The organism is Janthinobacterium sp. FW305-128 (assembly GCF_020858135.1).
Taxonomy (GTDB): Bacteria; Pseudomonadota; Gammaproteobacteria; order Burkholderiales; family Burkholderiaceae_D; genus Janthinobacterium.
In genome coordinates this window covers 139,450-160,896 of the sequence record NZ_JACYMK010000002.1, presented here as the reverse complement: position 1 = coordinate 160,896, position 21,447 = coordinate 139,450, and the positions used below count along the sequence as shown (strand labels likewise).

The 21,447-nt window shown below is 64.5% G+C and carries 22 protein-coding genes; 5 read left to right on the top strand and 17 right to left on the bottom strand.

The genetic code is table 11. The features are described 5' to 3' along the window. Window positions 1–99: 99 nt before the first annotated feature. The 4 genes from IGS60_RS05475 to IGS60_RS05460 form a co-directional block, all read right to left on the bottom strand. Window positions 100–1,182: an acyltransferase gene (locus IGS60_RS05475; protein ID WP_230502907.1), complete on the bottom strand. Its 1,083-nt coding sequence runs from the start codon at window positions 1,180–1,182 to the stop codon at window positions 100–102. A gap of 221 nt (window positions 1,183–1,403) precedes the next feature. Continuing rightward, complete coding sequence (locus IGS60_RS05470; RefSeq protein WP_230502905.1) at window positions 1,404–2,768, bottom strand: HAMP domain-containing sensor histidine kinase; 1,365 nt, start codon at window positions 2,766–2,768, stop codon at window positions 1,404–1,406. Beyond that, on the bottom strand, window positions 2,761–3,447 hold the full coding sequence (locus IGS60_RS05465; protein WP_230502901.1) for a winged helix-turn-helix domain-containing protein: 687 nt from the start codon (window positions 3,445–3,447) through the stop codon (window positions 2,761–2,763). The genes IGS60_RS05470 and IGS60_RS05465 overlap by 8 nt, the downstream gene beginning before the upstream one ends. A 97-nt stretch (window positions 3,448–3,544) precedes the next feature. After that, window positions 3,545–3,928 carry a hypothetical protein gene (locus IGS60_RS05460; protein ID WP_230502899.1) on the bottom strand — a complete coding sequence of 128 codons (384 nt, stop codon included), beginning with the start codon at window positions 3,926–3,928 and terminating at the stop codon, window positions 3,545–3,547. Between the two features lie 238 nt (window positions 3,929–4,166). On the opposite strand from IGS60_RS05460, the gene IGS60_RS05455 reads away from it, so the two are divergent. The 4 genes from IGS60_RS05455 (at window position 4,167) to IGS60_RS05440 (ending at window position 8,268) form a co-directional block, all read left to right on the top strand. Then, the gene (locus tag IGS60_RS05455; RefSeq protein WP_070218454.1) at window positions 4,167–4,943 is read left to right on the top strand and encodes a YdiY family protein; all 777 of its coding nucleotides are present in this window, start codon (window positions 4,167–4,169) and stop codon (window positions 4,941–4,943) included. 1 nt (window position 4,944) lies between these two features. Continuing rightward, entirely contained in the window at window positions 4,945–6,828 is a 1,884-nt protein-coding gene (locus IGS60_RS05450) for a triacylglycerol lipase (RefSeq protein ID WP_230502897.1), read from the top strand. Window positions 6,829–6,936: 108 nt separating this feature from the next. Beyond that, window positions 6,937–7,581, top strand: coding sequence for a hypothetical protein (locus tag IGS60_RS05445; protein ID WP_227741975.1), 645 nt, complete (start codon window positions 6,937–6,939; stop codon window positions 7,579–7,581). Between the two features lie 45 nt (window positions 7,582–7,626). Next, window positions 7,627–8,268 carry an RES family NAD+ phosphorylase gene (locus IGS60_RS05440; RefSeq protein ID WP_230502895.1) on the top strand — a complete coding sequence of 214 codons (642 nt, stop codon included), beginning with the start codon at window positions 7,627–7,629 and terminating at the stop codon, window positions 8,266–8,268. An 11-nt stretch (window positions 8,269–8,279) separates the two neighbouring features. Here the strand turns inward: IGS60_RS05440 and IGS60_RS05435 are convergent, their stop codons facing one another. Both IGS60_RS05435 and IGS60_RS05430 read right to left on the bottom strand, forming a co-directional pair. After that, window positions 8,280–9,275 (bottom strand): HD domain-containing phosphohydrolase, encoded by a 996-nt coding sequence (locus IGS60_RS05435; protein ID WP_230502893.1) that lies wholly within the window; start codon window positions 9,273–9,275, stop codon window positions 8,280–8,282. A 13-nt stretch (window positions 9,276–9,288) separates the two neighbouring features. Continuing rightward, window positions 9,289–12,996, bottom strand: coding sequence for a PAS domain S-box protein (locus tag IGS60_RS05430; protein ID WP_230502891.1), 3,708 nt, complete (start codon window positions 12,994–12,996; stop codon window positions 9,289–9,291). Between the two features lie 27 nt (window positions 12,997–13,023). On the opposite strand from IGS60_RS05430, the gene IGS60_RS05425 reads away from it, so the two are divergent. Continuing rightward, window positions 13,024–13,248, top strand: a complete 225-nt coding sequence (locus tag IGS60_RS05425; protein WP_139143139.1) for a hypothetical protein — start codon at window positions 13,024–13,026, stop codon at window positions 13,246–13,248. A gap of 105 nt (window positions 13,249–13,353) precedes the next feature. Here IGS60_RS05425 and IGS60_RS05420 read toward each other — a convergent pair whose 3' ends face one another. The 11 genes from IGS60_RS05420 to IGS60_RS05370 all read right to left on the bottom strand — a co-directional run bounded on the left by IGS60_RS05420 (window position 13,354) and on the right by IGS60_RS05370 (window position 21,365). After that, complete coding sequence (locus IGS60_RS05420; protein ID WP_230502889.1) at window positions 13,354–13,572, bottom strand: hypothetical protein; 219 nt, start codon at window positions 13,570–13,572, stop codon at window positions 13,354–13,356. Between the two features lie 44 nt (window positions 13,573–13,616). Beyond that, entirely contained in the window at window positions 13,617–14,009 is a 393-nt protein-coding gene (locus IGS60_RS05415) for a hypothetical protein (protein ID WP_230502887.1), read from the bottom strand. Continuing rightward, a complete protein-coding gene (locus tag IGS60_RS05410) occupies window positions 14,006–14,374 on the bottom strand; it encodes a hypothetical protein (RefSeq protein WP_070291444.1) in 369 nt (122 codons plus the stop codon). The genes IGS60_RS05415 and IGS60_RS05410 overlap by 4 nt, the downstream gene beginning before the upstream one ends. 75 nt (window positions 14,375–14,449) lie before the next feature. Continuing rightward, window positions 14,450–16,306, bottom strand: coding sequence for a TonB-dependent siderophore receptor (locus IGS60_RS05405; RefSeq protein ID WP_230502885.1), 1,857 nt, complete (start codon window positions 16,304–16,306; stop codon window positions 14,450–14,452). Next, window positions 16,261–16,908, bottom strand: coding sequence for an STN domain-containing protein (locus IGS60_RS05400; protein WP_230502884.1), 648 nt, complete (start codon window positions 16,906–16,908; stop codon window positions 16,261–16,263). The genes IGS60_RS05405 and IGS60_RS05400 overlap by 46 nt, the downstream gene beginning before the upstream one ends. 220 nt (window positions 16,909–17,128) lie before the next feature. Then, window positions 17,129–18,106, bottom strand: a complete 978-nt coding sequence (locus tag IGS60_RS05395) for a FecR family protein (protein WP_230502882.1) — start codon at window positions 18,104–18,106, stop codon at window positions 17,129–17,131. Continuing rightward, window positions 18,103–18,609 carry a sigma-70 family RNA polymerase sigma factor gene (locus IGS60_RS05390; protein ID WP_368858611.1) on the bottom strand — a complete coding sequence of 169 codons (507 nt, stop codon included), beginning with the start codon at window positions 18,607–18,609 and terminating at the stop codon, window positions 18,103–18,105. Before IGS60_RS05390 ends, IGS60_RS05395 begins: the two co-directional genes overlap by 4 nt. 135 nt (window positions 18,610–18,744) lie before the next feature. Next, a complete protein-coding gene (locus IGS60_RS05385; RefSeq protein WP_230502880.1) occupies window positions 18,745–19,227 on the bottom strand; it encodes a DUF3617 family protein in 483 nt (160 codons plus the stop codon). Between the two features lie 60 nt (window positions 19,228–19,287). Further along, complete coding sequence (locus tag IGS60_RS05380; protein WP_230502878.1) at window positions 19,288–19,461, bottom strand: hypothetical protein; 174 nt, start codon at window positions 19,459–19,461, stop codon at window positions 19,288–19,290. 172 nt (window positions 19,462–19,633) lie between these two features. Further along, a complete protein-coding gene (locus tag IGS60_RS05375) occupies window positions 19,634–20,542 on the bottom strand; it encodes a heparin lyase I family protein (RefSeq protein WP_230502876.1) in 909 nt (302 codons plus the stop codon). Between the two features lie 25 nt (window positions 20,543–20,567). Next, entirely contained in the window at window positions 20,568–21,365 is a 798-nt protein-coding gene (locus IGS60_RS05370) for a heparin lyase I family protein (RefSeq protein ID WP_083287220.1), read from the bottom strand. Between the last annotated feature and the right edge of the window lie 82 nt (window positions 21,366–21,447).

The window sequence follows — 21,447 nt, the reverse complement described above, 5'->3', positions numbered from 1 at the left end:
CAGCCGCTCTACGCCGGGTAGAGCGGATGATAGGGGGAGGCGAAAACGAAGGGGGTTACAAGTTGGTAATGTCGACCTGGCGCCTGGCGCGCAAGCACATTATTGTATGGAGCCGGTTACCGGCCTGAGGTCGCGCTTGAGCCGCTGCAGCAGCCAGCGCCGTGCCGGCACTTCCAGCAAGCGATAGCTCATGCTGCTGACAAAGAGCAGGATGGCGGTGAAGATCGCCGCTTTCATCATGTAGGCCGATATGCCCGTCCCCGGAAACATCAGGCGCAGCGGCTTTTGCAGCATCATGGCCAGCGGCACATGCAGCAGGTAGATGGCATAGGAGCAGTCGCCCAGGAAGGCTGCTGCCCGGCCTTCGAGTATCGCCGGCCGCTGCCTGGCGGCGAGCCATACCGTCATGGGCAGCACGCCCATCACGAAGAGGCCCAGCGGTATTACATCGGCGGTATCACCCACCGCATAAAAGACGGCAAACACGCCAAGCGCCAGGGCTGCAAAATAGGCCAGTATCAAGGCATGCATCCGGCAATGGAACAACAGCAAACCACCTGCAAAGCCCAGCAGGCCACGCAGCAAGCCTTCGTGGACGTCATCCGACTCATAGCCGGCCAGATAGCGGTTCATCCAGACAGCGAATCCCCACAGTAGCAATGCCGAGCAAAGGTGCACGGCGAGCTTCCAGCGCAAAGTATGCATGCCCATGCGGATGGCAAAGAACCAGATCAGATTGATGGTCACCTCGACGAAAATCGACCAGCTTGGTCCGTTCAAGGGAAAGGTAGGCCCATCATCCTGCAGGCATGGCAGCATCAGCGCATTGGGCACGAAGCATGCGATGTTTGCCGACCCGGTACCGATGCGGCTCTTCATCAGGGTGACGGCGAGGGCTGCCAGTAACGCGACGGCGTACAGCGGATACAGTCTGGCAAAGCGGTTATACAGAAAGTCCCTGAAAGGCATGCCAAGGCAGATGCGCTTTTCATAGCTATGTGCCATGACCCAGCCGGAGAGGATGAAAAAGAAGTCGACCGCCAGGTAAGCGTGCGTGATCGTGAAACCAAATATGACCGGCAAATGATACACGGCGACCAGCATCGCGGCCAAGCCACGCAAGCCATCGAGGGAAACGATACGGCCACTGAAATGGCCATTCTTCATGCCAGCACCAGTCATGCTTACTCCCGATATCCATCTGTCGAACTGGCACACCGCGCCAGCAATGAGGACCAGGCAGATATGGCGATCACTTAATGCAGCCGCACGAAGACGGGCAGGATCTGCCGCCAAAGGGCTACGCCACTAACAGTAGCAAAATTATATCATAATGTTTTATTAAAAAGTAAATATGATAACAGTTATGCCGTCAAAAAAAAACGGCGGACAACAAGGCGGGGTTAGCGGGCAATAAAACCGGCAAGCCTGAAGCGCAGCCGCAATCCCGGCGCCGCATCCTCGATCTCCAGGCTGCCGCCATGCAGGGCCGCGATGGCGGCCACGATGGACAGTCCCAGGCCGTTGCCAGGCAAATGGCGGCTCTTGTCGAGCCGGTAAAAACGCTGCGTCAGCTTCGGCAACTCCTCCGCCGGCACGCCGGGGCCGTTGTCGCGCACGGCCAGCCAGCTGCCCTGCTCATCGCTGCCAGCCGACACTTCCACCGTGGCGCCCGGCCCCGCATACTTGATGGCGTTGTCGACCAGGCTGGCCAGCGCGCTGCCCAGCAGGTTGCGGTCGCCCCGCGCCGGCACGCCCTCGCCATACATCTGCACCAGCAGCACACCCTGCTCGTCGGCCGTGGCCTCGTACATTTCCACGATGTCGGCGCCGATCTGATGCAGGTCGATGTCATCGAAATTCTCGGGACGCATGCCCGATTCGGCCGCCGCGATCTGCAGCAGCTTGTCGAACACGCGCGTCAGGTCGTCGATGTCGTCGATGGCCGCCTGGGCCGCGCTCTCAAAGCCGGCCACGCCCTGCTGCTGGCGCAAGGCGCCATCGAGCTTGTTGCGGATGCGTCCCAGCGGCGTGCGCAAGTCGTGCGCAATGGCGTTCGATACGTGGCGCACGCCTTCCATCAGGTGTTCGATGCGGTCGAGCATGCGGTTGATGTCGCGGCTCAGCAAGCCGAATTCATCCTCGCTGGACACGGGAATGCGCCGGCTCAGGTCGCCCGCCTCGATTTCCCCCGCCGTGCGGCGGATCTGCCCGATGCGCGCCTCGAGCTGGCGGCGGAACAGCCAGGCGCCCGCCACCACCAGCACGATGGCCACCCCGCCGCCATAGGCCAGCGAGCGCAGCACCAGCGTGCGGATCGACTTGCCCTCCTCCATGTCGCGTCCGACGAACAGGCGCGCGCCGCCCGTCAGGTCGCGGATCAGCATGCGCGCGGGCACCCGGCGCCCTTCGCGCGTGACGTCGCGGTGCAGCAGGCGGCCCACGGGGCTGCCCAGGTCGGGCCAGGACGACAGATTGCCCGCCACGCGGCGGCCATCGGCATCGACCAGCAAGAAGATTTCCGTGTCGCTGTCGGTGCGGTCGGTGAGCAGATGGGCGATTTCCGCCGTCGTGCGGCTGCTGCCGCCCTGCTCGTACAGCGCGGCGAGGCGCTCCGAGAGCAGGGTCAGCTTGCGGTCCACGCTGCGATCGAGCACGCCGATGGTGCCGAAATAGAACACGGCGCAGACGATGCTGATCGACACGACCACCAGCACGCCATAGCCGAGCGCCAGCCTGGCCGCGATCGAGCGGTGCAGCTTACGCACTGTCGAGCACACCCAGGGTGTAGCCGACGCCGCGCACCGTGTGGATCAGCGGCGGAGAAAACTCCTTGTCCACCTTGGTGCGCAAACGGCTCACCTGCACGTCGATGACGTTGGTCTGCGGGTCGAAATGGTAGTCCCACACGGCTTCGAGCAGCATGGCGCGCGTGACGGACTGCCCCTGGTGGCGCATCAGGTATTCGAGCAGGCGAAATTCGCGCGGCTGCAGGGCGATTTGCCGGTTGGCGCGCGTCACGCGCATGGTACGCATGTCGAGCACCAGGTCGGCCACCTGCAGCTGCGTCGATTCGGGCACGGGCGCGGCGCGGCGCAGCAGCGCCTCGATGCGCGCCAGCAGTTCGGCGATGGCGAACGGTTTCGACAGGTAATCGTCGCCGCCGCTGCGCAAGCCGCGCACGCGCTCGTCGACGCTGGACAGGGCCGACAGCACCAGCACGGGCGTGTTGCGGCCCATGCCGCGCAGGCGCGCGACGATGGCCAGGCCGTCGATTTCGCCGGGCAGCAGGCGGTCGAGCACCAGCGCATCCCAGTCCTCGCCGCAGGCCAGGCGCATGCCGTCGATGCCATTGTCACAGGAGGTGACGTCGTGGCCCGCTTCGCGCAGGCCGGCACAAATGTAACGGGAAGTTTCGGCTTCGTCTTCGATGACCAGGCAGCGCACGGGGAATTCCTTGTAAGATCAGGCAGCAAATACGCGCAGCATACGCCAGGCGCGCGCCACTTGCCAGCCCCGGCGTGCGCCGCCAGGCGGCGGCCGGCTAGTTACATTTGCCGCGCAGCTTGGCGATCGCCACGAAGGGCAAGGCATACACGCCGCCGATGCCGATCGGGCCGATGCTGGTGGGCTGGCGCTTCAAGCCGTCGGCGTGCAGGCAGTCGGGCACCTTCGCCTCGGCGAAGGCGGCGGCGAACTGCTCGTATTTCCGGTCGGCGCGTATCGTCACCTGCTGCATGGCCGGCTGCGGCAGCGCGTCGCGCGCCTGCGCCTCTTCCGCCAGTACGGCGCGCACGGCGTCGCGTATCATCGATTGCGTCAGTGGCGGTGCCGCTCCCGCTCCCGGCGTCGTCTCCAGCGCCTGGGCCCCGGCCTGCACCGCCGCGCACAGCCAGACCGCGGTGACAAGCTTGCAAGCTATTTTCATCGTCATCATCCACACATGCCAGGTTTGCAATATTTCCATCAATATAGCAGCATTCGTGCGCGCCGGGGCGTGCGGCGAACGTTGACGGGGTCGGGTACAATACAGCCTCGACAATGTTTGGCCGCGCCCGCGCGCGCATGTTTTATCGGCGCTTCCCGGCTTGCCGCGGCCAGCATCGCCACCACTGCCACTAACGAACATCAGGCGCGCCTGGCGCGCGCCACAGACCAATACAGCCATGAAATCGACCCACTCTCTCGCACTGGCGCTGGCCATGGCCATCACTTGCGGCAACGCCGCCGCAGCAGACACCAAACAAAGCATGCTGTTCGATGAAATCCCCATCGGCAGCTGGAGCACTTCCGCCGAACTGGGCGCCATCACCACCTCGGGCAACACGGTCGGCACCTCCGTCACGGGCAAGATCGACGCGCGCCAGGAACTCGACGACTGGAGCAACCAGTACATCTTCAGCGGCTACTTCAAGGAAGACGAAACGACGAACGACGAAGGACAAAAGATCCGCGAACGCTCGGCCGAACGCTTTTCCGCCTCCGCCAAGGCCGCCTACAAGCTGATGGCCGACCATGAAAAACTGTTCGTGCTGGCCTCGCACGTGAACGACAAGTTCGGCGCCTACACCAAGTACTCGACCCTGGCCGTCGGTCACGGCTCGCGCTGGTACCAGTCCAGCGACAAGAGCGTCGATGTGGAATTCGGTCCTGGCTATTTCAGCGGCACCAATGACGCGGGCGAATCGGAACACGGCCTGACGGTGCGCGGCGCGGCCGCCATGAAGTGGAAGATCAGCCAGTCGGCCATGTTTACGCAGACGGTCAGCGTGGAACGGGGCACCTCGAACACCCACTCGATCGCCGAAACGGCCCTCAGCACGAAAATCAACGGCACCATGCAGATGAAGGCCGCCTTCAGCGCCCGCAACGATACCCGCGTACCCGACGACAAGAAGAACACGGATACGCAAACCTCGCTGACCCTGGTCTACTCGTTCTGAGATGCCGGCCACGCTGATGCGGCGCTTGCGCCTGGGCGCCCTGCTCTGTGCCGCGGCGCTGCTGAGCGGCTGCGCCGCCGTCACCGTCAGCGCCATTTCGCCGGCCGACTACCTGCAGCAGCGGCGCGGCGACATCCTCACCACGGGCAAACTCAGCGCATCGGCCAGCGAAGTGCTGCGCATCATCGGCAGCGACATCGCCGCCTGCGAAGCCAATACGGGCAGCTGTCGCGCCGACCTGGCCCGCTCCGAGCTGCTCAGCGACGAACAGCGCCTGGCAACCCTCTCCGAATTGTGGCTGGAAAGCGCCCTGGTCGAAGAAAAACAGGGCGGCCACCCCAGCGCCGAGCTGCTGGCCGCGTGGCTGGAATCGGCCCGCTATGCCTACGCCTACCTGTTCTACACGACGCGCACGCCGGGCCAGCGCGCCTTCGAGGAACGCCAGACGCAGATCCGCGACTACTATAACTACGCCGTGCAAAAGGCCGTCGGCAACCTGTTCCGCCACCGCGGCGAATACCGCCCGGACGGCCATGTGATCCGCGTCGCCGGCTGGCAGATCGACAGCGAACTGTCTGCCCTGCGGCTGCCCGCAGACGGCACCCTGCCGGAAGAACTGCTGCCGGCCACCTCGCTGACGTTTTCCGGCCTGCGCAATGTGTACCGGCGCGACGGCTTCGGCGCCGACCTGGTGGCCGTCATGCCCAAGCCCCCGGCGTCGACAGGCGACTATGTGCCGTACCAGGAAACCCGCTTCCCCGTCGTCACGGCGCTGATCCGCTTCGACGGCAACAGCCTGCAGGAAGTCCTGGCCACGCAGCAGCTGCTGGTGATGCTGGTCGACCCGACGCGCAGCGAATCGACGCGCATGGCAGGCCAGGAACTGCCCGTGGCAGCCAACTTCACGGCCGGCTATGGCCTGTGGCTGGCCCGCTCCGGCTTCGGCGTGCAGGCGCTGCGCACCCTGTTCGGCCGCGCCGACGGCATTTCGCGCCCGCAGGTGCACCTGATGCAGCCCTACGACCCGAACAAGCGCACCATCGTCATGCTGCACGGCCTGGCCAGCAGCCCGGAAGCGTGGATCAACGTGGCGAATGAACTGATGGGCGACGAACAACTGCGCCGCCGCTACCAGATCTGGCAGGTGTACTACCCGAGCAATGCGCCGCTGGCCGCCAATAACGCCGCCATCCGCAAGGCGCTGACCGCGACGCTGGCGCAGTTCGACCCGGCTGGCAAGGCGGATGCCGCGAACGAGATGGTCTTGATCGGCCACAGCATGGGCGGCGTGCTCGCGCGCCTGATGGTGTCCGACGCCAGCAACACCCTGCTCGACGCCATCACGGAAGAATACAATTTGAAGGGCAAGAAGGCGGAAAAAGTGCGCGCCGGACTGGCGCCCTACCTCAATTTCACGGCCATGCCGCAGGTCAACCGCGCCATCTTCATCGCCGCACCGCACCGCGGCACCTCGTTCGCCAACCACAAGGTGGCGCGCTGGATCGCCAATCTCGTCACCTTGCCCATCACCATGCTCGACCAGCTGTCCGACGCGGCCGGCAGCCTGGCGCAGCTCGACACGGGCAGCAGCGAGCCGCTGCGCATCCCCAACAGCATCGATAACCTCAGCGACAAGGACCCGTTCGTGCGCCTGGTGGCCGACTTGCCCATCAGCCCGAAAGTGCGCTACTACTCCATCATGGGCAACGACACGCCGGACCTGCCGCTGGCCGAATCGAGCGACGGCGTGGTGCCCTACGCCAGCGCCCACCTCGACGGCGCCCTGTCGGAAAAAGTCATCCCCTCGTGGCACAGCGTGCAGGAAAGTCCGCAGGCGATTCTGGAGATACGGCGGATCTTGCGGTTGCCGGACAGCTTGCCCTGACATACAGCGTTGCCTGATGCAGAAAAGATGCGCTTTTCGCTTGATAAAGTTGCGAAACATGATAATCTTGTGTGTAAGACGCCTGGCGCATATACCCGAGGAGCGAACATGACAGCGCATCTGCATCACGACACTCTGGCGCCCGCGCGCCGGGAATGGACCGACAACGACCTGCGGGTAGTGGAACAATTCTCGCAATTGGTGAGCGCACAGCTCGACCTATTGGCGCAAGGTCCCGAGCGCGAGCGCCTGATCGACCTGGCCACGCGCGCGCTCGATGCGGCGCGCGCCTCTCTGCGCGCCACCCCGCCATCGATACCGCTGCAACTTCCCGTGTCAAAACTCAAGGTATCCGATGTCATTGGGCAAGGATGGGTGGAACTGTCGCAGGCGTCGCTGTATCGCGCAGTGGAAAGCCAGCGGTTTTATTGCGTGACACCCAAGGGGCGCAGTATCGGCAAGGAGTTTCCGGCGTGGCAATTTGTCCAGCCCGTGCCGGAACTGATCGCACCCGTGCTCGCCATTCTCGCCGGCCAGCCCGGCAGTGACATTCATGCCTTCTGGGTCAGCAGCGCAGACGAACTCAACGAACTGTCGCCGGCAGAGCTGCTTGCAGGCAAATCGTTCGAAACGCGGGCCGAAGTGCATCCCAGTCAGCAGGCGCTGCTGGATCTGCCCGCCAGCGAGAGATTGCGCAAGGTGCTGGCGGCGGCGAAGTGGCAGCATAGGGGCATGGCCGATATCGTAGGCTAGCCTCGCATGACGCTACAACTGAAAGATACGCTTGTCCCGCCAGAAATGATCACGCGCCTGCCGGCGCTGGCATTGCTGCGCGCTGAATTATTGAGTCATATCATCACCCATCCAGCAAGCCAGGCCGTGGTGCGCGCGGCGTGGAACATGGCATCGATCTGGCCATTGAAAGTCCAGCGCACCTACCGCTTCGGCCCGCCCGCCGAACTGGCAGATGCGGCCGGCTTCCCCTATCACTGGGCGTATCTTGCGGACGATGCCTATACGGCTGCCTGGGAAGCCCAGCTTTGCCAGAACGACGTGACGCGTCCGGGCACCTTTTATATCGCGCATGGTGCGGAACTGGCCCTGATCGCCACGCTGTCGTTCAGCGCCCCGCTGCAATTGCTCGACCTGACAGGACTGGCCGCCAGCCGCCTGGGTATCTACGATCAATTGCGCAGTCCCGACCACGGCTGGTGCCAATGGCTGGGCTGGCAGCTGGATCAGATCATTGCGCAGGAGGCAGGCGCGATTCATGGTTTCGTGTATCCATCGCGGCGACAACCCGGCAAACTTGCCTATGCGATATCCTCTCGCCACATGGCAGCCTTGGGCACAAGCATGGCATGTGCCCATGTGCAATTCGGCAGCACTGAAGCATATGCGCGCTTGCTGGCCGACCGCCTGCGCGTGGATCCGCCCTGAGCAGATGCTCCCTACGCCGGCTCGCGCCACTTGTCCTTGATCTCCAGCATGGCCGGCAACTGTTCGATGAACAGCGCCAGCAGCGCGGGATCGAAATGCGTGCCGCTGTCGCGCTGCATGGTGGCGATGGCCTCTTCGATCGTCCAGGCGCGCTTGTAGGGGCGCTCGCTGGTGAGCGCGTCGAAGACGTCGGCGATGGCGACGATCCGGCCTTCATGGGGGATTTCTTCGCCTTTGAGGCCTTGCGGATAGCCGCTGCCATCCCATTTCTCGTGGTGCGTCAGGGCGATGGTGCGCGCCATTTTTAAAAGACCGCCCGCGTGCTCGCCGATGATGGCCGCGCCGATTTCCGCGTGGCGGCGCATGACTTTCCATTCTTCCGCATCGAGCTTGCCCGGCTTTTGCAGGATGGCGTCGGGGATGCCGATCTTGCCCACGTCGTGCATCGGTGCCGCATTCAATAAATCTTCCGCCCTGGCCGCGCTGTAGCCGGCCGCCAGTGCCAGCTGGCGCGCGTAATAGCTCATGCGGATGACGTGCATGCCCGTCTCGTTATCCTTGTATTCGGCCGCCTGGCCCAAGGTCTGGATCACCTGCAGGCGCGAGCGGCGCAATTCCTCGGCGTCCACCAGCGACAAGTGCGTGCGCACGCGGGCGCGCACGATGGGCGGGCTGACGGGCTTGGTGATGTAGTCGACGGCGCCCGCGTCGAAGCCGTCCGCCTCGTCCTTCACGTCGCACAGGGCGGTGACGAAAATGACGGGAATCGCGGCAGTAACCGGCATGGCTTTCAGCTGGCGGCATACTTCATAGCCCGTCATGGCCGGCATCATGATGTCGAGCAGGATCAGTTCGACGGGGTTGTTCTGCGCCAGTTCCAGCGCCTTCTCGCCATCCTTGGCGTACAGCAGGCGGTAATCGTCCTGCAGGATCTGGCGCAGCACCTGCAGATTCGTCGCTTCGTCGTCGACGAGCAGCAGGATCGGTTTGTCTTCTTGTAAGGTCATCGTCAGTCCAGTATCAGGAAAGGTCGGCAGGCGCAGGAGCCTCGAGCCACGCCAGCAGCTGACGCAGCACGCCCACGGCGCGCGCAAATTCAAAGTCGTCGATGGCGCTGGCCAGCGCCTGCAGGCGCGGCTGCTGGCCATGCGGCGCCAGGATGGCGGCGATCTGCGCCATCAGGGCGTCGTCGAGCTGCCCGCCCTCCAGGCTGGCGATAGCTTGCCGCAGCAAGGCGCCGGCAGCTGGCGCATCGAGGGGCGCGCCGGCGGGCGTCGCGTCCATGGCCACGGCCGGCATATTTACCTCTTCCAGTTCACCGGCCAGCGCCATGAAGGCGGCGGCCAGCTGCACCAGCAATTCGGTGGCCGGCAACTGGCGCGCGATCGCTTGTTCGATGCGTCCCAGCAGGCTTTCGACCTGCACCAGGCACAGATTGCCCGCCGCGCCCTTGATACGGTGCAGCAGGTGGCCGGCCACGCTGCCGCCGCCGCGTTCCAGTTCCGCCGCCAGCATGGCGGCGCAGTCGCCATTGGCCTGCACGAAGCGGCCGATCGCCCGCTGCAAGGCTTCGCGGCCGCCCCACAGGGCGATGCCGCGCTGCCAGTCGACCTGGCCGGCGGCCGCACGCGCCGCCGCGCCGGCGGCCGGCGGCGGCATGGCCACGGCGATATCGAGCAGGCGCGCGATTTCCGCCGTCAGCTTGTGCATTTCCAGCGGCTTCGAGGCAAAGCCGTTCATGCCCGCCGTCTGCGCGGCGCGGCGGTCCTGTTCCAGCACGCTGGCCGTCAGGGCGATGATGGGCGTCGCCTTCAGGCCCTGCTCGCGCTCGTACACGCGGATCAGGCGCGTCGCTTCCAGTCCATCCATGCGCGGCATCTGCACGTCCATCAGGACGATGTCGAAGCTGCCCTTGCTGAACTCGCGCACGGCGCTCTCGCCATCGCTGGCGGCGATCACCTGGTGGCCCGCCGCGCCCAGGCTGATCAAGAGCAGCTCCACGTTCTGCGGCACGTCGTCTGCCGCCAGGATGCGCAGCGGCGGCAAGGCCGCCACGGGCTGCTCGCTGCGGCGCGCCACGGCCTTGCCCGGCGCCAGCGGCAGCAGCACGTGGAACACGCTGCCCACGCCCAGGGTGCTTTCCACCGTGATGGTGCCTTTCATCAGTTCGACCAGCTGCAGCGAAATCGTCGTGCCCAGGCCCGTGCCGCCAAAGCGGCGGCTCATCGAGGAATCGGCTTGCGTGAATGGGGCGAATATCTTGTCCAGGCGGTCGGCTGGAATGCCGATGCCCGTGTCGTGCACGGCGATATGCACTTGCTCGCCCTGCATGCCGACGGCCACGCGCACATGGCCCACTTCCGTGAACTTGACGGCGTTGCCGATCAGATTCGTCAGCACCTGCTGCACCCGGCGCGCGTCGCCGAGGAAGAACTGGCCCATGCCGGGATCGACGTCGACATGCAGCACCAGGTCGCGCGCGTGCGCCGTGACGCGCAGGGAGGCGGCCACGTGGTCGACCAGGTCGGGCAGCGAGAAGTCCACCAGTTCCAGCTCGGTGGCGCCTTTTTCCAGCTTGGCCGTGTCGAGGATGTCGTTGAGCAGCTCGAGCAGCGAACGGGCCGACTGGCGCACGGTGCCCAGGTGGCGGCGCTGCAGGCTGTCCAGGGCCGTCCCCAGCAGCACTTCCGTAAAGCCGATGATGGCGTTCATCGGCGTGCGGATTTCATGGCTCATATTGGCCAGGAAGCTGGTCTTCGATTCGGCGGCCAGCTCGGCGCGGTCTTTCGCCGCGCGCAGGTTTTCCTGCATGGCGCGCCGCTCGCTCACGTCGGTGGCCAGCTTGACCACCTTGAACGGCTTGCCGTCCGTGTTGAAGATCGGATTGTACGACGCCTGTATCCACACTTCGCGGCCATCCTTGCCGATGCGCTTGTACTCGCCCGTATTGAATTCGCCGCCCGCCAGGTGCTGCCAGAACGCGATGTAGTCGGGCGAGATCACGTGGGCGGGTTCGCAGAAGATGCTGTGGTGCAGACCCAGCACGTCGTCGAGCTGGTAGCCGACCAGGTCGAGGAAGTTCTGATTGACCGCCAGGATGCGCCCCTGCAGGTCGAATTCCGCCACGGCCGTCGCGCGCGAGATGGCCGTCACCTTGCCTTCGTATTCGGCGTTGCGCAATTCGCTTTCCGTGATGTCGAGGATGACGCCGTCGATCCAGCGCACCACGCCGTCGTTGTCGAGCACGGGGCCGCTGCTCTCGCGCACCCAGCGCTCGCGCCCGTCGCGGTGGATCAGGCGGTAGACGTTCTCGAAGTCGCGCTGTTCGCCGGCCGCCTGCACGCAGGTGTCGTTGACGCGCTGGCGGTCGTCCGGATGCACGAGGTCGAACAGCCTGACCCGCCCTTCGATGAAGTCCTGCGGCGTCCAGCCCGTCAGGTTGAAGACGGCGTCGCTGATGAAAATCATCTTCCATTCGGGCGCGAAGCTGCAGTGGAAGGACACGCCCGGGATATTGCGGATCAGGGTACGGTACTGGCGCTCGCTGTCCTTGAGCGCCTGCTCCATGCTGCGCGACGAGCGCATGTCCGTGACAAACGCCACGAACAGAGGCTGGCCCGGCGTATCGATCTTGCCGATCGCCACGCGCATGGGCAGCACCGCGCCGTCCTTGTGGCAGCCATCGAGTTCGCGTCCGCTGTCGAGGATGCGCGAAGCGCCCGTTTCCAGATAGTCGCGCAGATAGCCCTCGTATTCGGCCGCATCGGCCGGTTGCAGCAGCACGCTGGCGTCGCGCCCGACGATCTCCGCTTCGCGCCAGCCGAACAGGCTTTCCGCGGCGGGATTGAAGGAGCGCACCTTGCCCTGGCCATCGATGGTGATCAGGCCATCGGCCGCCGTGTCGACGATGGCGCGCAGGCGCGATTCGCTGGCGCTGGCGTGGCGCAGCAGCTGGCGGTAGCGCAGCAAGCCATTCGCCGCGGCCACAAAGACGGTCAGCGTGACGGTAATCAGGGCCACGGCCAGGGCGACGAACGAGGCTTGCACCGTGATCGTGTTCTCGCCTGCCGTGGGCGTGCCCGAAAAGCGCGCCGCCAGCATGCCCGTGTAGTGCATGCCAGAAATGGCCAGGCCCATCACCACGCTGCTGACCAGCAAGGATGTAAGCGGACTGAGGCGCTGGCGCATGGCGTTCAGGCCGAAGCGCACCCACAGCGCCAGCATGGCCATGGTGACGGCCACCAGCAGCGAGAGCACAAACAGCCAGGGTTCGTAGCGCAGGGCCAGCGACGTCTGCATGGCGGCCATGCCGCTGTAATGCATGGAGCCGATCCCAACTCCGACGAGCACGCCGCCGACCACCAATTGCCGCCAGTTGATGCTCGGACGCGCCAGCAGGTGCAGCGCCACCCACGAAGCGGCCATGCCTGGAAGCATCGACAGCAGGGTCAGGCCGGGCGCGAAGGACACGCGCGTGCAGATATCAAAGGCCAGCATGCCGATGAAGTGCATCGACCAGATGCCACCGCCGAGCGCGATGGCACCCGTGATGATGGCCGTCTGGCGCTGGAAGCCGCGCTCGCTGCTGCGCGCCATGCCGGCGATCTGCAAGGCCATGAACGAGGCAAAAATGGCGATGCCGATAGAAAACAACACCAGCCAGGCATTGTGCGTGCCATAGATGTACGGCAAGGTATCGTTCGATACGGCAAAGATGGAACTCAGCATACTGTCGTGAACCGAATAGAGTGAAACGTGACGTCGCAAAACATGACGGCGCACCGCGCGCCGGCGCCGGGCTTTTTAGTAAAGCGGCAACACAGCGAAAATGACAACGGCAGCAGTCGACCAGGGCAAGGCTCGGTCATCACGCCCGCGCCTGCCGCGCGGGGGAAAGGTGCTTTTTACAGAGGGAAAAAGCGGAATGCGTACGAACTCTGGCGCGGATATCTGGCCGCCAGCGTGACGATGATTTCTTAAAGAATGATGAGTATAGTTGCTTTGCGAACATATTCATAGGACTTCAGCAATATAGTTGCCAAAAGACAAATATTCCGCAGCCCTGATGCGACAATTTCCGGCCGCTCAGCCTGTCGGCCACTGCGCGCGTATCGCGGCAGATTCCTGATAGGTGGGACCGGCCCGCACGGCGACAGGAATACCGGCCAGCTTGCAACGGCGGCTCAACTCGTCCTTGATCTGCCGCAAGGACCAGCGCTGCGGCACGGGCAGATCCATGCCAATCACGCGAATCAGCGGGCAGTCGTCGAGGGTCGTGTGCAGCAGCAACTCCAGGCGCGCCATCGGTGGCCCGCCCCGGTAGACGGTTACCGCGCCCGCGTAGGCGACTACCTCGAGCGCGCGTATCTGCGCAGTCCCAGCTGCAGCGCCTTCTCATGACCGGGCAAACGCCGCGCCACCCGGCGCAGCAACAGGCCGGCGTCGTTGATTTCGACATCAAAGGACAGATGGCGATCCGGCAGCAGGACCAGACCGACGGTCCAGGCGGCCAGCGCCGGCAGGAGCAGCAGCACCGCATCGCCCGCGTATGGCACGTCGCGCCAGACGGCTTGCAGGACAAAGGCGAGGATCAGGGCGCAGCCGCCCAGCAGCACGCTGCGCCACAGCACGGGACGCAGATTGGCCATCATCGCTGCCTGGGAACTTGCATCGTCGGCCGGCGCAAAGCGTATCCATTCGGCGCGTGCCCCTTTGAGCTTGCGAGACGGCGCTGCGCTCAAGCGGTCGGCGCCAGCATGCCGCGGAACCACGCCAGCTGTTCGCGCGTCAGGTAGTTGGCACCATCGCCGTGCAGGATGACGATCTCGATCTCGGGAGGAATCGACGCGATCAGCTGCGCGCCCGTGACGGGAATCTTGGGAAAATTGATGCCGGCCAGGAAGGCCGGGTCTTCCGCCACCGTCACGCACTGGCGCTCGGGATTCGGCGACGGCACGAGGAACAGGTCGATCTGCTCGCTTTGCCCGCCGATCACGACGTGCAATTGCGCGGCCAGCAGTTCGGGCAGGATCAGCTCGATGTTATTCTCGGCGCGCGATTGCTGGAAAGCGCTTTTCAGGGGCGTGAGGACAGGCGTGGCGGACATGGGAACCGTGTAAAAGTGAAGACGGCGGCAGTGTAGCAGAGGCGCCCGGCCGGGCGCGCTCCGCTGACGTCCCCCCTACAGCTTGTAGTTCAGGGACAGCAGCACGCTGCGCGGCGCGCCGTAGCGTTCCAGCCCACCCGACCACGCATAGCCGAGGCCCTGGTAGTAGCGGCGGTCCAGCACGTTGTCGACGCTGATGCGCAGCTGCACCTGCTCGCTCAGGCGGTAGCCGGCCGTCAAGCCGACGATGGCGTAGCCGCCCTGTTGCGTCAGGTAGCCCGTGTCGCGGCGGTAGATCTTGTCCTGCGCGTACACGGAGCCGCCCAGATTCCAGCGCGCCAGGCTGCCGCGCAGCTGCACAGTCGTGTACAGCTTGAACAATTGCTTCGGCTCATCCGTGGCGATGCGCTGGCCGATGTTCGCCGCCACGCTGTCTTTCGTGTATTTGGCCAGCACATAGGTGTAGCCGCCGGCGATCTGCCAGCCCGGCAATGGCGAGCCCGACAATTGCAGATCGACGCCTTCGCTCTGCACCTGTCCGGCCGCGCGGGCGCAATAGATGGCACCGCCCGTGGGGCAATTGACTTCATCGGCCATCGCGCGGTTATTCTGCTTGATGCGGAACAGGGCGCCGCCGGCATTGAGGCGGCCGCCGAAGTACTCGCCCTTGACGCCCACTTCCAGGTTGGTGCCGCTCAACGGCGGCAAAGTATTGCCGCGCACGTCCAACGAGCTTTGCGGCTCGAAGATCTGCGTGCCGCTCGCGTACACGGAGTGATGCTGGTCCAGGTCGTAGACGAGGCCCGCATACGGCGTAAACTTCGCGTTTTCCGTCAGGCCGCGCCGCCACGTGGGGTTGCTGGCATACCAGCCCGTCACGTCCTGCGCATACCAGCCGAAGCGCCCGCCCAGCACCAGGCGCAGCGGATCGGCCAGGCTGAAGTTGCCGGCCGCATAAATTCCCTTCTCATCCGTCTTGCGGCCCCAGTTGTACGGCTCGAACGGCGCGCCGTTCATGCGATAGGCATGGGGATTCCACTGGCGGATGTCGATCACGCGCGTGCCGGCGCCCTCCCAGCTCTGGCCCGCATCCGAATCGTCGTGGCGGTAGCTGGCGCCCACGATGAGGTCGTGCTGGCGGCCGAACCAGGTGACGGGGCCGCTCAGGCGCCAGTCAGCCACCACCTGTTCCGTGTTGTACTTCCAGCCCGTTTCCGACTGGCTCAGCTTGTATATTTCGCCATCGATGCGGCTGTTGGTGGTGTTCCGCGTGCTGGACGAGGCATCGATGCGCGTGATGGCAAAGCGGCTGCGCCAGCCCTTCTCCAGCCTGGTTTCCAGGTCGGCGAAGACGACGTTGTTATCGCGTTTCTGGAACGAGTCGGCATTGTTCAGGAAGGTCGAGCGCGGCAAGTCCATGTGGCGGCCGTCGGCAAACGTCGGCAAGCCGACAAACACGCCATCGGTGCGGCTGTGCTGGCGCGAAAAGCCGATGCCGGCTGTGGTGGACGGCGTCAGGTCCGCTTCGACGATCGCATACACGGTGCCATTGCTGTTGTTGACCACGTCGACGAAACTGTCGCTGTCGCGCCAGCTGGCCGCCACCCTCCCGCGCACGCTGCCCGAGGCGTTCAAGGCATTGCCGGCGTCCACCGTCAATTGCCGGTCCTTCCAGCTGCCCAGGTGAGCGGACGCGTTCAGCAGGGGCGTGGCCGTGGGGCGTTTGCGTATCATGTTGATGCTGCCCGACGGCGCGCCCGCCCCTTCCATCAAACCCGTGGCGCCGCGCACCACTTCCACCCGGTCGTACATCAGCATGTCGGCCGAGACGTTGCGTTCATTGAAACCCGTGACATCGAGCGGCAAGCCATCGACATTGACGTGGCTCAAGGCAAAACCGCGGGCAAAATACGTGGTTTCCTGGTCGGACACGCCCTGGGTCTTGCCATAATGCCAGGCGTGGCGCGCGCGACGTCCTGCAAGGTGGTCAAATCGAAATCTTCCATCTGCTGGCGCGCAATCACGCTGACCGTTTGCGGCGTGTGCCGTTGCGACAGGTTCAGGCCCGTGGCCGTCGACATGGCGCGCGCCGTATATAAACCCGTGCCTTCCGTGGCGCGGTCCGCCTCGGCGCTGACGACCACGGCCGGCATGCTGGCCAGGCCGCCATCGGCCGTGCTGGTATTGATCTTGCGCAACAGGTAATTGCCGCTGCCGCCGTCCACCACGTCCAGGCCGTTGCCTTGCAGCAACGTTTGCAAGCCGGCCGCGACGCCATAACGGCCCTGCAAGCCCGGCGTCGCCAGGCCGTCGAGCGCCACGCCCTGCGTGGACAGGTTCACGCCGGCGGCGATGGCAAACGAGGCCAGCGCATCGCGCAGGCTGCCGGCGGGAATGCTGTAGTCGCGTGTGCTGGCTGCCTGGCTGGCCTCGGCCGCCAGCGCCAAGTGCGGCAAAGTGGCGCCGGCGCCGCCCACGGCGAGAAACAAGACCAGCGCGGCGCGCACGGCGCCGGTGGTGGGATGGAGCGTCATGCGTGCTGCTGTCAACGTGCGGTGCTGCAAAGCCATGTAAACCCTTTCGATGGTTCGGATTGTTCGTTCTCTACCTTGTATGACGAAGCAATCTGCAAAAAGGGACAGGCAAGAAGTAAATTGGAGCACGTCGGCTTACGCCCTGCGGGCTAAGCCGACCTACCATACCCGACAGGCGTAGGTCGGCTTAGCGTGGCAAGGCCACGCTAAGCCGACAAGCTCAAGCCGCCTCGACACTGATCCAGTAGCGCGTGCGGCGCGCCAGCCGGATCGGCAAGGCGCGCTGCAGCAAGAGCAGGATGTTGTCCGGGTCGTGCAACTGGAAGATGCCGTCCACGGGCATGGCGGCGAGCGCCGGATCGCAGCGCAGCACGCCATAGCGGTAGCGGGCTACCTGTTCGAGCACCTCGCCCAGCGGCATGCGCTCGGCGATCAGCACGCCCCGCAGCCAGGCGTCCGCATGCGGCGCCAGCGGCGTCAAGGCGGAAACGGCCGCGTCGTCAAAACTGCCCTGCCGGCCCGCATCGACCCTGCGCAAGGCGTCGGAAGCTTCCCTTGGCCGGATCTCGACGGCGCCCTCGCTGACGCTCACCTGCGTGCGCGGCGCCAGCACGCTGCCGCCGTGGCGCACGCTGAAGTGCGTACCGAGCGCGCGCACGACGCCATTACTGCTGCGCACGAGGAACGGGCGCGCCGGCACGGCCCCGTCGTGCGCCGTGGCGACGTGTATTTCCCCGGCATGCAAGACCACCAGCCGCGCCGCGCCGTCAAAGCGCACGTCGATGGCCGTGTCCGTATTGAGTACCAGTTGCGTGCCATCGGGTAATGTCATGTGGCGGATCTCGCCCCTGGCCGTGCGGATGGCCGCGCGCCACGCCTGCCACGGCGCCGACTGGCTGGCCAGCCACAACGCCGGTCCGGCGACGATCAGCCCGGCCAGGCCGTAGAGCACGGCACGCCGCTGTGGCGACTGCGGCGCCCCGTCCGCCGCCTGGCGCAGCGCCGGCGGCACGCTGGCCAGGGTGCCGCACACGAGCTCGGCCCTTTTCCAGGCCGCTTCGTGCGCGGGATCGCTGGTGCGCCAGGCCTGGAAGGCTTGCTGTTCGTCAACGTTCAAAGGCCCCCCGTGCAAGCGCACCAGCCATTGCGCCGCCGCGCGGGCGGCGCGCGGGTCGATGGCAGACGTGCTGGCGTTCACAGGATCAAGAGGATGCAGCGCTCGAACGCCTGCACCATATAGCGCTTGATGCTGCGCTCGCTCACGCCCAGGCGCCGGGCGATTTCTGCATAGGCGAGGCCATCGACATGCGCCAGCAGGAAGGCGTCGCGCACCAGCGGCGGCAAACCATCGAGCATGGCATCGATGCGCTGCAAGGCTTCCAATACCAGCAAACGCTCTTCCGGCGACTGCATCAGCAGATCGGGCTGCTGCGCCAGGGTTTCCAGCCACGCCTGCTCCAGCGACAGGCGCCGGTAATGGTCGATCAGCAGGCGCTGCGCCACGGTGGTGAGATAGGCGCGCGGTTCGCGCAGGCTTTGCCGGCTCTCGGGCGGCGCCGTCAGCAGGCGCACGAAGGTATCGTGCGCCAGGTCGGCCGCATGGTCGGCGCACTGCAGCTTGGCGCGCAGCCAGCGCATCAGCCAGCCGTGGTGGCTGCTGTAGATGCCTGCAATCGACTCGCTGGACTGCGCAATGTTCACTCGGGACCCCAATGCGCGCAAGGCAAGGCGCGACTAATTGATAATAATTCTCATTATCACAAATCCTGGCCTCCGGCGTCAATGCCGGCGCCTGCCTATCGCTGGAAACCGTTGTTTCAGCGCGGTTACCGGCCCTTAGCGGCTAAGATACAAGCTCTTCATGACCATGCCGCCGCGCATTTTCTTCGCGCCCGGCGCCAACCCGGCGGGACAGGCACCGAGGAATACGCCCGCCAGTTCCGTGCGTTGCACCTCGGTCTTGCCGTTCAGTTCGATAGTGGTATCGGCGGTCAGGGTATACGCCTTGGCCAGGTCGCCCTTGAAACTGCCCGCCAGCCTGGCGCCAGGACAGCTGGACTGGAAAGTATAGCTGTCGCCCTGGCGGCTTTGCGACGCGATCTGGCATTCCTGCTCGAAATCGCTCCACAAGTCGTCGTCGATCAGGCGGTCGCGTTGCTGATCAACGCAAATTTCCCAGGAAAACGGCGAGGTGGCGGGCGTCACCTTCCACAGCCCCGTGGCACGCTGCAAGCGCTGCGCCGGTTCCGCCGCCGAGGCGGACGCGGCTGCGCACAGGGGAAGGATCATCGTCAGGAACAGGGACGCGCTGCGTTTCATGGGCATTCCATTCGCTAAAAGTTTAAATATAGCAAAGAGGAACGCTCGCAGGCCGCACGCTTAGCCGTGCATCCCGGGCCTGGCGGCCAATACGAAGGGAATGGCAAACGGCCCCAGGAGCACCACCAGGATGGCCCTGACAGCCGTAGTTTTCAAGGAGCGGCGCTTGGCAATGAAGAGGCAAACGAAAGCCGACAGCGACCAGATCAAGGCAGGCAAGTATGCAGTCATCATGCACTCCAGATGCGCCTTGCAAGGCAGGAGAACCATGCTGACACGGAAACGCGGGCATCGCAATGGCAGATTGGGCGTCTGCAAGGCAATGCGCCGCTGAGCACGTTTTTTTCAGCAATTCTTAAGACTGAGGCTCATAGCACTGACGACAGTGGTGAAGCTGTCGCCTTGACTACGTTGCCGGCGGCACGGGGCATGGCGTCTGACCGGCCATTTGCGCATAGGTACTGGCGGCGCCGCCCAGATGGATGAAATCCGTGTACAGGACACGCTTGCCGTGCAGCGTGTCCTGAAATCCGCCCAGGTAGGCGCCCGTCTTCGGATAATTGCCGCGCAACGGCAAGTCCACATTCATATAGTGGGTCGGGAAATTGCTTCCCTCATACACCAACTTGCCATTGAGCCACAGGCGCGATGCGCCCGTGCCTGAGGCATGCTGCCAATCCGCATCGAGTACCACGCAATACCATTTCTCACGTTCAATTTTCCCCAGCACCAACCGTTGATGCATCGTGTTGTTCGGGGTCGCATCGGGCACCATCACACCGTCCTTCAGCGTGTAGGTGTCGCGGTGATTGGCCCGCGTCTCCAGCAGCAGGTCGGGGCCGTTGGCGACGATCGAGAACGGTGGCGACGTCACGACGATGCCCCTGGAGCTGTGCACCTGGAAGACGACGATCCAGCCATCCTTGCCCGTCAAGTCCCAGTCGGCGGGAAAATACACGCCGCCCGCATACCAACGGCGCCCCTGGGGCATGCGCTCATACGATGGCGTTACCTCTGTGCGCTTGCCATAATCGTCGGGATCGCTGGCATTGACCGTCATGCGAAATACCTTGCGCATCTCGACGCCTTGCGTCACGGCGGGATCGCCCACCAATTCCAGGCCAGCAGGATTGCCGGCGCTAATGCCATACAGCCAGCTGAAATAGCGTGTCGTCACATTGTCAAAACTGGCTGGCCTGGGCAAGCTGGTCGGCGCCATGGTGGTCACGGGTCCGCCGATGCTGTTGACGACCTGCGCGTGCAGCGGCGTGGCGGCCAGCAATGCCAGCATGGCGGTGGCGATAAATGAGCGCATGGGAAACCTTTGCTTCAGGGATTGCTCAAGGCGCTGCATGGCAAGGCGTCTTTTGCGTCAAGTCATTGAGTGATGCGGCGGCATCGCCCACCCATATAAAGTCGGCATACATCACGCGATGGCCGGGTGCCGCCCCCTCGGGTACGCTCAAGCCCACGCGCGGCACGTGCAGCGCGCCCGCATAGCTGTTGTGGCTTAAGCGGGCAAAGAAAGTTTCCTTCGCACTGCCATTCATGTACACCCGCAATTCACCGGTGCCGGCCACCGCAGACCAGTCAGCACGCACCACCATGCAATGCCAGCTGCCCAGAGTTGCCGGCCCAGCCAGCACCGTGCGGCGCGCAGAATTGGCGGGCGTGATATCGCTAGTCCGATGATTGAAATTCATGTTCAGCGTCAGCTGGTCGCCACGTATCTGCAGTGCAAGCGGCGGCGCCAATGCACCTGCCCCGCTGCCGTTGTCGACCTGGGCCACGGTGACGGGCACGCTGGTGGCAATCCAGTCGACCGGCAGGAAGATGCTCATGGCATACCAGCGCCGGGGCGATTGCACGGGATGCTGTTCGTTCAACAGGTAGGCATCGCTGTGCGGCGTGGCGTCCGTGCTGTACCAGTCAGCGCGCACCACGGGCCGCGTAACGCCGCCCAGCGTCGCCGTCGTCACCTGGACACGCTGCTGCGCATGCTGGCGCACGCCATAGTAATCAGTGAAATGCTGTGCGATGTCCGCCGCCGGGGTGGCAGGAAAGACGGCCGCCCCGGCATGCACCGGCAAGCCCGCAACGGTCAACAAGGAGATGGCGGCAAGACGAAATAACTGCATGCAAAGCCTTTATGGATGGGCTATCAAAAACACGATGCATGTAATTGTATTTAAATCTATTAATTTTTACAATTAATAAATA